This is a genomic window from Leifsonia sp. KNZ12-8B (genome assembly GCF_056755495.1).
In genome coordinates, this window is the sequence record NZ_JBPGXM010000108.1 from 1 (window position 1) to 13,733 (window position 13,733).

At 73.3% G+C, this 13,733-nt stretch carries 15 protein-coding genes; 1 reads left to right on the plus strand and 14 read right to left on the minus strand.

The window, feature by feature from the left end:
• From ACR9ZG_RS14350 to ACR9ZG_RS14390, 9 genes are all read right to left on the minus strand, one after another.
• Window positions 1-930 (minus strand): glycosyltransferase family 2 protein (locus ACR9ZG_RS14350; RefSeq protein ID WP_481285525.1); only part of this gene is annotated, 930 nt, incomplete at its 3' end.
• Window positions 927-2,144: a cytochrome P450 gene (locus ACR9ZG_RS14355; RefSeq protein WP_481285526.1), complete on the minus strand. Its 1,218-nt coding sequence runs from the start codon at window positions 2,142-2,144 to the stop codon at window positions 927-929. The genes ACR9ZG_RS14350 and ACR9ZG_RS14355, both read right to left, overlap by 4 nt.
• On the minus strand, window positions 2,141-2,317 hold the full coding sequence (locus tag ACR9ZG_RS14360; protein ID WP_481285527.1) for a hypothetical protein: 177 nt from the start codon (window positions 2,315-2,317) through the stop codon (window positions 2,141-2,143). Before ACR9ZG_RS14360 ends, ACR9ZG_RS14355 begins: the two co-directional genes overlap by 4 nt.
• 95 nt (window positions 2,318-2,412) lie before the next feature.
• Window positions 2,413-2,757, minus strand: coding sequence for a PRC-barrel domain-containing protein (locus tag ACR9ZG_RS14365; RefSeq protein ID WP_481285528.1), 345 nt, complete (start codon window positions 2,755-2,757; stop codon window positions 2,413-2,415).
• Window positions 2,744-3,145 carry a hypothetical protein gene (locus ACR9ZG_RS14370; protein ID WP_481285529.1) on the minus strand — a complete coding sequence of 134 codons (402 nt, stop codon included), beginning with the start codon at window positions 3,143-3,145 and terminating at the stop codon, window positions 2,744-2,746. The genes ACR9ZG_RS14365 and ACR9ZG_RS14370 overlap by 14 nt, the downstream gene beginning before the upstream one ends.
• Window positions 3,142-4,374, minus strand: coding sequence for an NRAMP family divalent metal transporter (locus tag ACR9ZG_RS14375; protein ID WP_481285530.1), 1,233 nt, complete (start codon window positions 4,372-4,374; stop codon window positions 3,142-3,144). The genes ACR9ZG_RS14370 and ACR9ZG_RS14375 overlap by 4 nt, the downstream gene beginning before the upstream one ends.
• The gene (locus ACR9ZG_RS14380; protein ID WP_481285531.1) at window positions 4,371-4,880 is read right to left on the minus strand and encodes a hypothetical protein; all 510 of its coding nucleotides are present in this window, start codon (window positions 4,878-4,880) and stop codon (window positions 4,371-4,373) included. The genes ACR9ZG_RS14375 and ACR9ZG_RS14380 overlap by 4 nt, the downstream gene beginning before the upstream one ends.
• 91 nt (window positions 4,881-4,971) lie before the next feature.
• Complete coding sequence (locus tag ACR9ZG_RS14385; RefSeq protein WP_481285532.1) at window positions 4,972-5,274, minus strand: hypothetical protein; 303 nt, start codon at window positions 5,272-5,274, stop codon at window positions 4,972-4,974.
• Window positions 5,275-5,723: 449 nt separating this feature from the next.
• On the minus strand, window positions 5,724-8,816 hold the full coding sequence (locus tag ACR9ZG_RS14390; RefSeq protein WP_481285533.1) for a PAS domain-containing hybrid sensor histidine kinase/response regulator: 3,093 nt from the start codon (window positions 8,814-8,816) through the stop codon (window positions 5,724-5,726).
• A gap of 225 nt (window positions 8,817-9,041) precedes the next feature.
• On the opposite strand from ACR9ZG_RS14390, the gene ACR9ZG_RS14395 reads away from it, so the two are divergent.
• Window positions 9,042-9,710, plus strand: a complete 669-nt coding sequence (locus ACR9ZG_RS14395; protein WP_481285534.1) for a response regulator — start codon at window positions 9,042-9,044, stop codon at window positions 9,708-9,710.
• 31 nt (window positions 9,711-9,741) lie between these two features.
• Here ACR9ZG_RS14395 and ACR9ZG_RS14400 read toward each other — a convergent pair whose 3' ends face one another.
• From ACR9ZG_RS14400 to ACR9ZG_RS14420, 5 genes are all read right to left on the minus strand, one after another.
• Window positions 9,742-10,011 carry a hypothetical protein gene (locus ACR9ZG_RS14400; RefSeq protein WP_481285535.1) on the minus strand — a complete coding sequence of 90 codons (270 nt, stop codon included), beginning with the start codon at window positions 10,009-10,011 and terminating at the stop codon, window positions 9,742-9,744.
• 91 nt (window positions 10,012-10,102) lie between these two features.
• Window positions 10,103-10,963: an NAD(P)H-binding protein gene (locus ACR9ZG_RS14405; RefSeq protein ID WP_481285536.1), complete on the minus strand. Its 861-nt coding sequence runs from the start codon at window positions 10,961-10,963 to the stop codon at window positions 10,103-10,105.
• 5 nt (window positions 10,964-10,968) lie between these two features.
• The gene (locus tag ACR9ZG_RS14410) at window positions 10,969-11,334 is read right to left on the minus strand and encodes a VOC family protein (RefSeq protein WP_481285537.1); all 366 of its coding nucleotides are present in this window, start codon (window positions 11,332-11,334) and stop codon (window positions 10,969-10,971) included.
• A gap of 143 nt (window positions 11,335-11,477) precedes the next feature.
• On the minus strand, window positions 11,478-13,010 hold the full coding sequence (gene araA, locus ACR9ZG_RS14415; RefSeq protein WP_481285538.1) for an L-arabinose isomerase: 1,533 nt from the start codon (window positions 13,008-13,010) through the stop codon (window positions 11,478-11,480).
• Window positions 13,010-13,714 carry an L-ribulose-5-phosphate 4-epimerase gene (locus tag ACR9ZG_RS14420; RefSeq protein WP_481285539.1) on the minus strand — a complete coding sequence of 235 codons (705 nt, stop codon included), beginning with the start codon at window positions 13,712-13,714 and terminating at the stop codon, window positions 13,010-13,012. Before ACR9ZG_RS14420 ends, araA begins: the two co-directional genes overlap by 1 nt.
• Window positions 13,715-13,733: the final 19 nt, after the last annotated feature.

Consider the following 13,733-nt stretch of genomic DNA (forward strand, 5'->3'; position numbering starts at 1 on the left):
GGGGCGGGGGCGGTGGGTGTCGCGCACGCGGCGGCTCTGGCGCGCGCCCGCCGCCAGCCACACGCAGACCGCGCGCTCGGCGAGCCAGAGCGGCGCCCAGAGGGCGGCCGTCCACGGGAAGACGCGCGCGCCTCCCGCCCGCCGCCGTCCGACCTCCGCCGTCGCGATCACCAGCCCGGCGGCGACGCCCCGCCACCGCGCCCGGCGCCGGGCGCTCGCCGCCGCCACCGCCGGCAGCACGGCCAGCTCGGCCGCCAGCCGCACCGGTTGCGCGAAGTCGTCGTACGCCTGCCGCACCCGCTGCCCGAGGAAGTGCCGCGCCGTCGGCGGACGCCTCGGCACGTACACGTCGTCGGCGTCGCGGATGCGCCCGCCCGCCGCCTCCACCGTGCGCAGCAGCTCGAGGTTCTCGAACAGGACGTCGCCGTCGTAGCCTCCCGCGCCCAGCAGCAGCAAGCGACGCAGCGCGAACGTCCCGGGGTAGTCGTGCCCGAACGCGCGGTTCAGAAGGCTGCGGCCGGTGTCCCAGCGCGCGTGCCACGGCGCGGGGTCGAAGACGTTCTGCGGCCGGACCAGATCGGCCCCGCCGGCCTCGTCCAGCCTCCCCACCACCGCCCGTAGTGCCTCGGCGGTGTAACGCACGTCGTCGTCGGCCAGCACGATCCGCTCGTGCCGCGCCTCCCGCACCCCGGTCATCACGCCCGCGACCTTGCCGTTGCGCCCGGGCCACGGCTGCACGGGGAGGTGGCGCACGCCCGCCGGGAACGCGCGCGCGTGCGCCGAGAACCGCTCCGGCTCCGACCCGTCGACGACGGTGACATCGATCACAGCGGCCAGCCGGGTCAGGTAGCCGGCCAGCTCCTCCAGCCCGGCGTCGTCGTGCCACCGCAGGGGCAGGACGTACTCGGCCTCGATCCGCGGGCCGCTCACACCGGGGCCAGCCCGCTCACGACCATGCCGTCCTCCGGCAGCGCGGGGAAGCGGCGGAGGCTGATCCGCAGATCCTGCTCCGGCACCCCGTAGCGCAGCCGCCGGGTGAGCAGACGGAGACCCGCGTCGAGCAGGTCGACCGTCACCGGCTCCCCGGGGCAGCGATGGTCCTCCCGGTAGCGGCCGCCGCCCTGCGGGACGAGCGTGTTCGGCTCGACCACGAGGCCCTCGAAGCGCTGCGGCAGGAACCGCCGGGGCGTGCTCCACAGCGCCGGGTCGTGGTTGGTCGCGTACAGATCGAGCAGGGCCCAGTCGCCCTCCCGCCACGAGAGGCCGACCCCCTCGAGAGCGCGCGTGGCCCGACCACCGACGACCGGGAAGAACGGGTAGAAGCGGCGCACCTCGTTCGCGAACCACCGCACCGCCGCGTCGTCTCCCCCGGCCAGCGCCGCCCGCCAGCCGGTGTGCCGGTGCAGCGCGTGCACGGCGAACGTGACGAAGCGGCTGACGGCGACGGTCGGGCGGAGGAGGTTGAGCAGCTCCACCGCCGCGACCTCCGGCGTGAGCGGATCCGGCTCCGCATAGCCCGCCACGACCGCGAAGGGCGACCCCGGCGTGGCGGAGGGCACGGCCCGTTCGGCGATGACGGCGTCTGCGAGCATCCGCTCGGCCCGGCGGCGGCGGAGGCGGACGACGCGGTTGTAGACGCCGAACGAGCCGGCCGCCTCCACCATCTGCGCCAGCACCCCCGTGCGCTCGAACTCGCGCGCAACCGCCTCCGGCAAGCCCGCCCAGGTGCAGACGGCGCGGGTGAGCACGGTGTTGAAGAGGTCGATCGCCCGGATGTCGCTGGCGGCGCGTCCGGACAACGCCTCGGCCAGCAACTCGCGCTCGAACGCCGCCACCAGCGCCGCCCCCGACGGACCCGTCGCGAGATCGAGGAAGAGCTCCTTGCGCCGGGCGTGCGCCTCCCCCTCCAGTGTCTGCACGCTGCCCAGATCCTGCAGCACGGTGAGCACCGACATCGGCAGGGCGCCGGCGCGGCCGAAGCGGCCGCCCTCGTAGAAGAACCGCACCGCCTCCCGCCCGCGCAACAGCGTCACCGGACGGCCGAGCAGCCGCGTGCGCACGGCGTCCGAACCGTGGCGGTCGAAGCTCCTGGTGCCGAAGAGATACCCGTCGCGCAGGAACGCGAGGGTCGAGTCGCCCCTCACGCCTGTGCGCTCCCGCCGAAGGACAGCGCGTCGAGCCGGAACGCGGCGTAGACGACACCGCCCCGGTCGAGGGAGCCGCTGTCGAGGGAGCCGCTGTCGAGGGCGCCGCGGGCCCCGCGGAGAGAGGCGGCGACGTGGTCGGCCGACCCGCTGTCCGATGGGTCGCGTGTCATGGTGCTCTCCTTCCGGTGGATGGGGGCCTGCACGATGCAGCCAACCCGGCCGGGCGCGAGCCGTGCAGCCCTTGACAAGGGAGGCGCACCACTCCTCACCCCTGCGAGTCCGCGAGCCGCGGCGAGTACCGGACCGCGCCCTCCCGCAGCACCACCGCGTCCCCGGCGAGGGAGGCGAGGTCGCGCCACAGCACCAGGAACGTGCCACGCTCGCGCCACCGCAGGAAGGCGGCGATCGGCGCGGGCGCCGTGATGTCGGTGCGCTCGTAGCCGAGGAACGACGAGTGCGAGCGCGGGCTGACGATGAGCCCGTGGAGGCGTGCGACGGCGAGCAGCTGCTGCGGCGGCCCGTCCACGGCGAAGCGCGCGTCGATGACGACGCCGAGCCGTTCGCCGGTCGCCGAACGGACCTCCCGCCCGAGCAGGTCACTCAGGATCATGGCGGCCTCCCGGGATGCGGGCGATGATATGGTCGCGGACCCAGCGCTCCACCCACGACGCGTCGAGGTTCTCGGCGGCCGTGCCGACCTCCACGGTCACGCCGACGCCCGAGACCAGCGACCAGGGGATGCGCACGAAGCGCGAGTCCGGCGGCCTGCCGCCGAAGATGCGCGTGCCGAGCACCGGACCGGTGAGCAGCGAGATCAGGGTCGGCGGGTCGTCGGGATCCAGCCGGGCGGCGTCGCCCGGCTCCGACAGCTCGAGGTCGTCGACGGTGGTCACCGGCACGCCGTCCGGGTCGAGGACCTGGCGGTCGAGGAGGTCGAGCTGGGCGTCGAGCACACGGCCGGCGACCGTGGGCGGCTTCGCGAATCCGGGGTCGGTCATGCTCCTGCTCCCGTGATGATCATGAGGGGGATGGCGGCGATGCTCGCGACGAGGATGATCGCCAGGTAGATGAGCGCGAAGACGTTGGTCACCCTCCCGTTGACGCGCTTCCCCATGTATTTGGGATCGTTCGCGACGATCAGGATGGGCAGGTAGGTCAGCGGCAGCGCGATCGCCGAGAACACCACCGAGATCTCGGTCACCTGCACCGGGTCGACGCCGGTGAAGAGGATGCCGAGGCCGATCACCAGCGACAGGATCATGACCGCGTGGAAGCGGGAGGCGCTCGCCGGCCGCCGGAACTTGCCCCACGGCCAGCCGAAGAACTGCGCGAGCGTGTAACCGCTCGAGAGGGTCACCTCCAGCGCCGCCCCGAACGTCGCCGCGACGAAGCCGAGGATGACGATGATGAGCCCGACCTTGCCGAACGCCTGCGCGATCGGCAGCGCGGTCTCGAACAGCGAGTCGACCGCGATGCCCTTCGGCAGCAGCACGATGGCGGCGCACGCCGCGATCGCGAGCGACAGGAGGCCGCCGAGCGGGAATCCGACCAGCACGTTGAGCCGTGACTGCGCCAGGTCCTTCGGCTTCCACTTCTCCTCGATGGCCCCCGAGGAGAAGAAGAACACCTCGTACGGCGTCATGGCGGCGCCGAAGAGCGCGACCGCGTAATACCAGTACGTCGCGGGCTGCTCGTCGGTGTGCGGCGAGGGCTGCAGCGCCACCTGCGACGCCAGCGACGACCAGTCCGGGTGCAGGAAGAACACCGCGACCGCGAAGATGACCAGCGCGAGCCCGAGGAGGCCCGTCACATTCTCGAGGATCGAGAACTTCACCCGCCAGATCACGATCCACACGGCGACCGCCGCCACCGGGAACCAGAGCGCCGGCTCGATGCTGGAGGCGAGCTGCAGCGCGAGCGCGATGCCCCCGACCTCCGCGGTCAGGGTCAGCAGGTTGATGAGGAACGAAGCCGACAGGTTGGCGAGAGCGGCGCGGGCGCCGAGCCGCTCCCGGATGATCTCGAACGTCGCCCGCCCGCTCACCGCCGCCACCCGGCCCGACATCTGCGCGAACAGGCAGATGCCGACCACGCCGACGATCACCACCCACGCCAGCGTCAGGCCGAAGCGGGAGCCGACGACGCTGTTGGTGACCAGATCGCCGATGTCGACGAAACCGCCGATTGCGGTGAGCACGCCCAGCGCGACGGCGAAGATGCCTTTCATCCTTCGCTCTCCAGGTGCGTGGAGGCCTGGGCGAGCTCCTCGGCCAGATCGTCGAGGTGGAGGCGGAGGTCGTCGAGCGCGGCGGCGTCGTCGTGCCCGGCCGCCACGGCTCGCTGGGCCGCGGCGAGCGTGTCCTGCGCCTCCCGGATGTCCGACAGGATGCGGTCGCGCTGCTCGCCGATGCCGCCGGTCGCGGTCAGCGTCGCGACCCCGGATGCCTGGCTCGCCAGCGTCTCCGCGGCGGCGGAGAGGCCGCTGTCCTCCACGCCGGGGATCAGCCGCTCGCCCTCCTGCAGCCCGAGCACCAGCGCGGCGGAGCGCGTCACCGAGGCGGCGTCGGCGGCCGACTGCGACAACTGACCGCGGGCGGCGGACTCGGCCGAGCAGCCGGTCAACGTCAGCGCGACGACGAGCGCGATGACCAGCGCGACAGCGGCCGCGAGCGCCGCCGCGAGCGCCGGCGCGATCGCCCGCGCGGCCCGCACGGAGAGCGAACGGACGTGCATGCCCTGGACTGTACTCCCGGGCGACGCACAGCGGACCCTCGGCGCGCGTGGCGGCGGCACTCAGTGTGGCGCGGCTGGGGCCGGGTCGCCGCTAGGTGCCGGTGGCCGCCTTCAGCACGCCGTCCTGCCGGAAGCCGGCCGTGGCCTCCTCGTAGGTGGTGTGCTTGCGCGCCGGATGGGACTCGGCGGGCGGCGGCACATCGGCCTTGGTCAGAGCGTGCAGCACCAGCTGCTCGACGAGTGCGGAGGCCGTCGTGTCGCGATGCCGCGCGATGCGTACCAGTGCCGCGAACTCCCGCTCGCCCATGCGGATGGTCAGCGGGATCCCAGCGGGCGCGCGTCCGGGTCCGTGCGCAGAGGCCGGCTGGGCCTCGATACCGTGAGAATCCTTCATGAGCACATGGTCGCACAGGGGCGCGTGTTACAGATGTGCTTAATTTCCCGGGCGCGGATGGAGGCCGTCGGCGGCGGGTGTTCGGAGAGCGCATACCGCCCGGCATCGGGCCGTTGCCCCGCCGCTTCCTCCCGGGGGAGGATCGTTGCCGTTGTGCGCGCCGGTCCCGTCGCCCCTCCCCCGGTCCTGACGGAGCCCCGAAGACGCCGCAACGCGGCGGGGTCCTGGTCTTCGGGTGGCCAGGACCTCGCCGATTCCGCGGTCCGCCTCGGGCGGCCTCGCCGCGTGCGCCGCTGCCGCCGGCTCAGGCCCGCCGGGGACCGACTCGGCCCGCTGCGCTCGGGCTCAGCCCCGCTGCGGTCCGGCTCAGCCCCGCCGCTGTCCGGCTCGCCCCGCTGCGGGTCCGGACGAGCTCGCTGCGGTCCGGCTCAGCCTCGCTGCGGTCCGGCTCAGCCCCGCTGCGGTCCGGCCAGTGCGGCCAGGTCCGCCAGGCCCTCCCGGAGGCGCTGCACCAGCGTGGCGGTCGGCATCTGCGCGTCCGGCAGCCTGAGCGCCATCGCGACGGAGGAGGCTGCGCCGACGACCCGGTGGACGCGCGGGTCGCGCGCGGCCGCGCCCAGACGACGCTGCGCCTCCTCGGCCGCCGCCGCGAGGTCGTCGGCGACGGCGGTTGGATCGGCGAGCGCGTCGGCGTCGACGTCGAACGCGCTGACGGCGCGGTTCAGCGCAGGGGCCACGGTGTCGGCGAGGATCGCGAGAGCGGGCTCTGCTGCGGCGGCCGCCGTGTGCTGTCCCGCGGGCGCAGCCTCCCCCGCGGTCGCCAGATCCGGCCCGGCCGCCTCACCCGGCCCGACGGGCTCACCCGGCCCGACGGGCTCACCCGGCCCGGGTGACTCCTTCGGCCGCGCCGCCACACCCGCCCCGGCCGCCTCCTTCGGTCCCGCCACCGCCAGCGCGCGGTCGATCGCTGCCAGCAGCGCGGACGGCGTGAACGGCTTCGCGAGGAAGTGCGCCGCCCCGGTGTCCACCGCCGCGCGGGCGCCTGGTCCGGGATGCATGCCGCTCATCAGCACCACGGTCGCGTCGGGGCGACCCGCGGCCACGAGGCGGGCGATCCCGTCTCCGCTGACCTCGGGCATCATGACGTCGGTCACGACCACGTCCCAGTGGCGGCCCCGGTCGGCGAGGAGGTCGAGCGCCTCCGCCGCCTCGGCCGTCGCCACCCGGTAGCCGGCCTGGCGCAGCGTGTGCGCGACCAGGTCGCGGATGGTCACGTCGTCGTCCACCACGAGCACGCTCCTGCCACCCCCGGGCTGCGGCTCGACGGTGGAGGGCTCGGGCGCCTCGTCGACGAGGGCGGCCGGCGCTGCGGGCAGCACGAAGGCGATGGAGGTGCCCTCGCCGGGCCGGGATCGCACCTCGAGGTCGCCTCCGTGCGCCTTCACGATCGCCGCGGAGGTGGGCAGGCCGAGCCCGGTGCCCGACTCCTTGGTCGTGAAGAACGGCTCGAACATGGCGGCCCTGGTCGCGTCGTCGACGCCGCAGCCCGTGTCGGTGACCTCGAAGCGGAGACCGTCGGGCACCTCGTCGGCGCGGACGGTCAGCCGGCCGCCGTCCGGCATGGCGTCGCGCGCGTTGGTGACCAGGTTGACGAGCACTTGGAACAGCTCGGTCTCGTCGCCGAGCACCACCGGCGGATCGTCGGGCGCGACGACCTCCAGCTCGATGGTGCGCGGGAGGGTCTCGCGGCTGAGCGCCCGCAACTCGCCGAGCAGCCGGCCCGCATCCACCCGGTCGCGCTTGCCGCCGGACCCGCGCGCGAACGAGAGCACCTTGCGCACCATCGCCGCACCGCGATGGGCGGCGGCGTCCATGGCGGCCAGCAGCTCACTCCTGCGCTCGTCGGTCTCGTCGGCGGCGAGCAGCTGCACGGTCATCAGGATGGGCGTCAGCACGTTGTTGAGGTCGTGCGCGATGCCGCCGGCCAGGGTGCCGAGGCTCTCCAGCCGCTGCGCACGGGTGCGCTCCTCGTCGAGGCGCTTCTGCTCGGTCACGTCGGAGTGGACGCCGAACACGGCCGTCGGCTCGCCGTCGTCGCCGCGGACCACCTGGAGGCGGCTCTCGGCGACCATGGGCGTGCCGTCGGCCCTGCGCTGCCGGATCTCGCCCGTCCAGTAGCCGTCGCGGAACAGCGCCGCGTCCATGCGGGCGAAGTCGGCGCCCTCGACCGAGAGCACGTCCCTGGTGTGCCGGCCGATCACTTCGTGCGCCGCCCGGCCGTAGATGCGCTCGGCGCCGCGGTTCCAGTAGGTCACCCGGCCGTCGAGGTCGCGGACGATGATGGCGTCGCGCGCGGCGTCGAGCAGCCGCGCCTGCGCCTCCACCCGCGCCGTGTACTCGGCGAGGATCTCGCGCGAGCGCTGGTCGTCGCTGACGTCGCGCACGAACACGGCGATCCCGTCGTCGATCGGATTGGCGCTGACCTCGAACCAGCGCTCCCAGCCGGCGACGTAGCCGCGGGACGTACCAGGGATGCCCTGCTCCATCGCGTCGCGGTACATGCGCTCGAACGTCGTGCCGACGACGGTGGGGAACGCCTCCCACACGGTCAGCTCGTGGAGCCGGGCCTCCGGGACGCCCGCGTACTCCACGGCCAGGGAGTTCGCGAAGGTGAACCTCCAGTCTCGGTCGATGAAGGCGATGGCCTCGTGCACCTGGTCGAGGCTGTTGCGGAGGAAGCGCGCCATCGCGCGCTGCTCCTCCCGGTGCCGCACGAGCGGCGAGATGTCGTGGAAGGCGCCGTGCAGCCGGACGATGCGCCCGGTCTCGTCGCGCTCGGCCTCGCCGACGAGGTGCACGTGGATGCGCTGCCCGTCGGCGTCGCGCACAGTGCCGTGCGCATCGAGCGGCTCGCCCTCGTGGATGGCGGCGGAGAAGGCGCTCCTGATCGCCGGCCGGTCGGCGGGCTCGAAGAGGGACACCGCAGCCTCGTCGTGCGGCACCGCTCCGTGCTCGATGCCGAGCAGCTCGTGGAGGCCGTCGCTGAGGACGATGCGGCGCGTCTCCACGTCGACCACCCACCCCGCGAACCGCGCGATCCTGGCCGCCATGCGCATCAGCGCCTCGTTGCCCGCCGCCTCGGCCGCCGCCCGCTCGACGTCGCCGATGTCGCGGACGATCGCGAGCACGGCCACGACGTCGCCCTCGCGGCCGCGCAGCGGGATGTTGGTCGCGTCGAGCACCCGCATGGCGCCTCCCGCCGTGACGATCCGCGTGATGTAGCGGGCGTTCTCGCCGCCGGTCGCGCGGCGGAACCCGGCCCAGGTGCTCTCCACGGCCTCCGGGTGCAGGAGGCGCTCGAACGTCATCCGGCCGAGCTCGTCGGCGGAGTACCCGGTCAGCTGCGTCAGGGCCTCGTTGGACTCGACGAAGGCGCCGTCGAGGTCGACGAGGCAGACGCCGTCCGGGTGGCTGTGGAAGAGCGCCTCCATGCCGCCGTCGCGCAGCGCCTCGGCGGGGGTGGTGGGGTGCTGGTTCGTCATCGGGTCGTCATCGGATCGTCATCGCGGCGAGGCTGCGGAGTGGGGCGGGGAGGCGGGTGCGGGCATGGGGGGAATGGTACCTGCACGGTGGCGGCCTACACTGTGCCGCATGGAGCAGGCCGAGGGATGTTCGTTCAGCGAATCGGCGCGCCCGCTCCGCGACCGGCGTGGCGCGGGGGGCCGCCCGATACTGGTCAGGAGTCAGACAACCGGTGAGCGAGGTCGATGAGCGACAGCCCCGCCCAGGAGGGCGTGCCAACGCCGCGGCAGCGCACCCTCAGCGTCGTCGTCGCGGACGACGACGTCTTCACCGCGTCCATGGTGGCGTCGGCGCTGCGCTCCCTCGGCTTCGACGCCGCCCAGGCGACGACCGTCGAGCAGGCCTGGCAGACGATCGAGGCGTCGGACCCGAACGCCGTCGTCACCGACCTCGACTTCGGCGCCGGCGGCTCCGGCGCCGAGCTGCTGTGGCGGGTCCACCGTGAGCTGCCGTGGGTCGGGCTCGTGGTGCTGACCTCGCACCTGTCGCCCGAGCTCGCGGTGGGGGATGCGAGCCTCCCCCCGTCTGTCGTGTACCTCGTGAAGTCGCAGGTGCGCGACGCCTCCCTGCTCGCCGACGCCGTGCAGGCGGCGATCGCGGGAGGGGCGCACCGGGCCTCCGAGCCGGAGGGCGACGTGCTCACGGTCACCCGCGCCCAGGCGGAGGTGCTGCGCCTGGTCGCGGCCGGAGCCTCCACCCGCCGCATCGCTGCCGAACGCGGCACGAGCGTGCGCGCCGCCGAGACCCTCCTCGCCCGCCTCTACAGCGCCCTCGGCGCCGACGCCGACGAGCAGGCCAACCCCCGCGTCGTCGCCACCCGCCTGTGGCAGCAGGGGCGCGTCCGCATCCGCTGACCGTCTGGACGGAAGGCCGTGTGCCGTTGCGTCACGCGTGACGGATCAGCCCGAGCACCCGCTGCAGCGGCCCCGTCCGGTGCACCGGCTCGGCAGCCTCCTCCACGACGCTGGGCTCGTTGTCGAGCAGCCCCGTGTAGCCGCACGCCGCGCAGAGGAGGACGGCCCGATGCACCGCGAGCCCCGTCCCGAAGTACGGGTTGGGCGTGACGCGGGCGCGTGCGCCGCATCCCGGACACGGCACCTTCTCGACGGCGGCGGCGACCGACGCGTCGCCTCTGCCCGTGCCGCCGTCGGTCATGACGTCATTCTGCTCCTTCTGCGCGGGAGGTCCAGTGGTCCGGATTCGTTTCGCGAACGGCCGGCCGCGGGGCGCTCACCCCTTCAGCAGCTCACTCCGCCTCCCTTCCGCGCAGGTACTCCGCGAGCGACAGCGGCCGCCGCCCGGTGATCCGCTCGACATCGTCGGTGACCCCCGCGAGCTCGCCCGCGGCCACCGCCGTGTACGTCGACACCCACGCGTCGTACTGCCATTGCGGCGCCTCCCAGCGCCGGCGCGACGCGTACGCCTCCTCGATGGTCTCGTCGTGGAACGAGATCGGCCGCCCGAAATGCCTGCTCAGCGTCTCCGCCACCTCCGCGAAGGTCAGCTCCTCGGGACCGGTCAGGTCGTACGTCACGTCGAGGTGGTCGCCGGGATGCTGCAGCACTTCTGCCGCCACGCGCGCCACGTCGGCCCTCGCCACCATGGCCGCACGCCCGTCTCCGGCCGGCCCGCGGATGACGCCGTCCTCGCCGACCATGTTCTCGGTGAAGTCGAGGTAGAGGTTGTCGCGCAGGAAGGTGTGGGCGATCCCGGCATCCCGGATGAAGCCCTCGGTGGCGGCGTGGTCCCGCGCCAGCGTGAACGTCGCCCGCGGCGACGCTCCGAAGAACGACGTGTACACGATGTGCCGCGCCCCGGCCGCAGCCGCGGCGTCGACGAAGGCACGGTGCTGCGCCAGCCGCTCCGCGTCCTCGGCTGCCGACACCATGAACAGCGTCTCCACGCCCTCCAGCGCCGCACGCGCCGCCTCCTGGTCGCCGTACGACGCCGCCACGACGGCGCTGCCCGGGTAGTGCGGCGCGCGCTCCGGAGACCGCGCGAGCATCCGGAACGGCAGCCCGGCGTCGGCCAGCGCATCCGCCGTCAGCCGACCCACCATCCCCGTGACACCGGTCACCGCCAACGGCGGCAGCTGCTGATCACCCATTCCGTTCACCAGCACAGGCAGAACGGATGCCCCGACGGGTCCTCGTACACCTGGAAGCCTTCCGCGGCATCCAGGTCGGGTGCCGGCTTCAGGAGCTTCGCACCCAGCGACACGGCGTGTTCGTGCGCCTCCCGGATGTCGTCGACGTAGAGGTCGAGGTGCAGCTGCTGCTGCGCGCCGTCTGGCCAGTGCGGGCGCTCGTGGTTCGGGGCGAGCTGGAAGCCCAGCCGTGGTTCGCCGTCGACGGCGACCGTGCGCCAGTCGTCCTCATCGCCGTCGCGAACCTCGCCGCCGAGCAGGCGGGCCCAGAAGCCCGCCTCGGCGTCGAGATCCGGTGTGTCGAACACGGTGATCTGTCTGGTGATCTTCATGCGGCCATCCAATCGCGAGCCTCCACGCCGGACAAGAGCGCCGACACCCGGGAATGCCTGCATAGGACGGCCGCCCCGCACTGAAAAGGTTCCGGCCGCCGACGCGATGACTCGCCGGCGGCCGGAAGATCAGGCGTGCTGGTTCAGATCCCGCGCGCGAGCCGGTAGTAGGCCGCGTTCCAGTCCAGCTCGCGACGGAACTCGCGCAGCGTCGTCGACTCGTCGATCACGAGCAGCTCGGTGCGCGCCATACGCGCGAAGTCCTCGAACGCCTCCACGCCGACGGCCGTGCTCATCACCGTGTGGTGCGCGGCACCCGCCTCCAGCCAGGCCGTGGCCGAGGTGGTGAAGTCGGGCGCGGGCTTCCACACCGCGCGGCCGACCGGCAGCTTCGGCAGCGGAGCGGTCGGCTCCACCACCTCCACCACGTTGGCGACGAGGCGGAAGCGGTCCCGCATGTCGGACAGCGCCACGACGACCGCCGGTCCGGGGTCGGCGGTGAAGACGAGCCGTACCGGGTCGTCCTTGCCGCCGATGCCGAGCGGGTGCACCTCCAGAGAGGCCCGCCCCGAGCTGAGCGAGGGCGCCACCTCGAGCATGTGCGCACCCAGGATGCGCTCGTCACCCGGCGTGAGGTCGTACGTGTAGTCCTCCATGAGGGAGGCGCCGCCTGGCAGCCCGGCGCCCATCACGTTCGCGGCGCGCACCAGCACGGCGGTCTTCCAGTCGCCCTCGGCGCCGAAGCCGTAGCCCTCGGCCATCAGCCGCTGCACGGCGAGCCCGGGCAGCTGCTTCAGCGCGCCCAGGTCCTCGAAGCTGGTCGTGAAGGCGCCGAATCCGCCCTCCTCCAGGAACGAGCGCAGCCCCAGCTCGATCGCCGCGCCATCGCGCAGGGACTGGTGCCGCTCGCCGCCGCGCCGCAGCTCGGGCACGACGTCGTACAGCTCCTCGTACTCGGCCACGAGCGCGTCGACGTCCGAGTCCGCCGCCGCGGCGACCGCCTCCGCCAGCTCGTTGACGCCCCAGGTGTTCACCTGCACGCCGAAGACGTGCTCCGCCTCCGTCTTGTCGCCCTCGGTCACCGCGACGTAGCGCATGTTGTCGCCGAACCGCGCGAGCTTCAGCGACCGCGTGGCCGCCCATCCCGCCGCGGCGCGCATCCACGTGCCGACACGTCCGGCGACCGCCGGGTTGCTCACGTGGCCGACGACCGTCGTGCGCGGAACCCCCAGCCTGGTCTGGATGTAGCCGAACTCGCGGTCGCCGTGCGCGGCCTGGTTGAGGTTCATGAAGTCGAAGTCGATCTCGCCCCACGGCAGCTCGACGTTGGCCTGCGTGTGGAGGTGGAGGAGCGGCTTCTGCAGCGCGTCGAGGCCGGCGATCCACATCTTCGCCGGGCTGAAGGTGTGCATCCACGCGATCAGGCCGATGACCCGGTCGTCGGCGTTGGCCTCGAGCATGATCCGGCGGATGGCGTCGGCGTCGGTGAGCACCGGCTTCCACACGACGCGCACGGGCACGGCGGGGGAGGCGCCGAGCTCATCGGCGATGGCGCGCGACTGGTCGGCGACCTGGGCCAGGGTCTCCGGCCCGTAGAGGTGCTGGCTGCCGGTGAGGAACCAGACCTCGTAGCCGTCGAGCCCGTCGGAGTTCGGGGAGGTGGTGAGCTTCGGCATCAGGCGAGCGATCCTTCCGGGTTCTGTCCGTAGACGTTCTGATAACGGTCGAAGAGGCTGTCGATAGCCTCCTGCGGGATGGGGACGAGCGGGCCGCCCTGGCGGGCGATGTGCACGGTGCGGGCGACGTCCTCGGCCATGACCGCGGCCTTCACGGCGTCGCGCGCGTCGCGGCCGATGGTGAAGACGCCGTGGTTCTGCATGAGGACGGCACGGCTGCGGTGCCCGGTCAGCGTCTGCACGATTCCGCGGCCGATGGAGTCGTCGCCGATGATCGCGAACGGCCCCACCGGGATCTCGCCGCCGAACTCGTCCGCCATCGCCGTGATCACGCACGGGATGGCCTCGGCGCGCGCCGCCCACGCCGTGGCGTAGGTGGAGTGGGTGTGGACGACTCCGCCGACCTCAGGCATGCTGCGGTACACGTAGGCGTGCGCGGCGGTGTCGGAGGAGGGCGAACGCTTACTGCCGAGGGAGCCGGGCACGACCTCCCCGTCGAGGGTGCACAGGATCATGTTCTCGGGGGCGAGGTCGTCGTAGTCGACGCCGCTGGGCTTGATGACGAAGAGGTCCTGGCCCGGCACGCGGCCGGAGATGTTGCCGCCCGTCCAGACGACGAGGCCGTAACGGACCAGCTCGGCGTGGAGGGACGCGACGCGTTCACGCAGGGCGCGGACGGCGGGGGTCTCGAGGTCGGTGGTCACGGGGTGGGTCCTTCCGTGG

What these genes read in the sequence shown, in the direction of transcription:
- ACR9ZG_RS14365 (WP_481285528.1), bottom strand. Translation starts at nt 2,757, where the DNA reads ATGATCCTGAGTGACCTGCTCGGGCGGGAGGTCCGTTCGGCGACCGGC.
- ACR9ZG_RS14410 (WP_481285537.1), bottom strand. Translation starts at nt 11,334, where the DNA reads ATGAAGATCACCAGACAGATCACCGTGTTCGACACACCGGATCTCGAC.
- ACR9ZG_RS14360 (WP_481285527.1), bottom strand. Translation starts at nt 2,317, where the DNA reads ATGACACGCGACCCATCGGACAGCGGGTCGGCCGACCACGTCGCCGCC.
- ACR9ZG_RS14395 (WP_481285534.1), top strand. Translation starts at nt 9,042, where the DNA reads ATGAGCGACAGCCCCGCCCAGGAGGGCGTGCCAACGCCGCGGCAGCGC.
- ACR9ZG_RS14375 (WP_481285530.1), bottom strand. Translation starts at nt 4,374, where the DNA reads ATGAAAGGCATCTTCGCCGTCGCGCTGGGCGTGCTCACCGCAATCGGC.
- ACR9ZG_RS14405 (WP_481285536.1), bottom strand. Translation starts at nt 10,963, where the DNA reads ATGGGTGATCAGCAGCTGCCGCCGTTGGCGGTGACCGGTGTCACGGGG.
- ACR9ZG_RS14370 (WP_481285529.1), bottom strand. Translation starts at nt 3,145, where the DNA reads ATGACCGACCCCGGATTCGCGAAGCCGCCCACGGTCGCCGGCCGTGTG.
- ACR9ZG_RS14380 (WP_481285531.1), bottom strand. Translation starts at nt 4,880, where the DNA reads ATGCACGTCCGTTCGCTCTCCGTGCGGGCCGCGCGGGCGATCGCGCCG.
- ACR9ZG_RS14400 (WP_481285535.1), bottom strand. Translation starts at nt 10,011, where the DNA reads ATGACCGACGGCGGCACGGGCAGAGGCGACGCGTCGGTCGCCGCCGCC.
- ACR9ZG_RS14390 (WP_481285533.1), bottom strand. Translation starts at nt 8,816, where the DNA reads ATGACGAACCAGCACCCCACCACCCCCGCCGAGGCGCTGCGCGACGGC.
- ACR9ZG_RS14385 (WP_481285532.1), bottom strand. Translation starts at nt 5,274, where the DNA reads ATGAAGGATTCTCACGGTATCGAGGCCCAGCCGGCCTCTGCGCACGGA.
- araA (WP_481285538.1), bottom strand. Translation starts at nt 13,010, where the DNA reads ATGCCGAAGCTCACCACCTCCCCGAACTCCGACGGGCTCGACGGCTAC.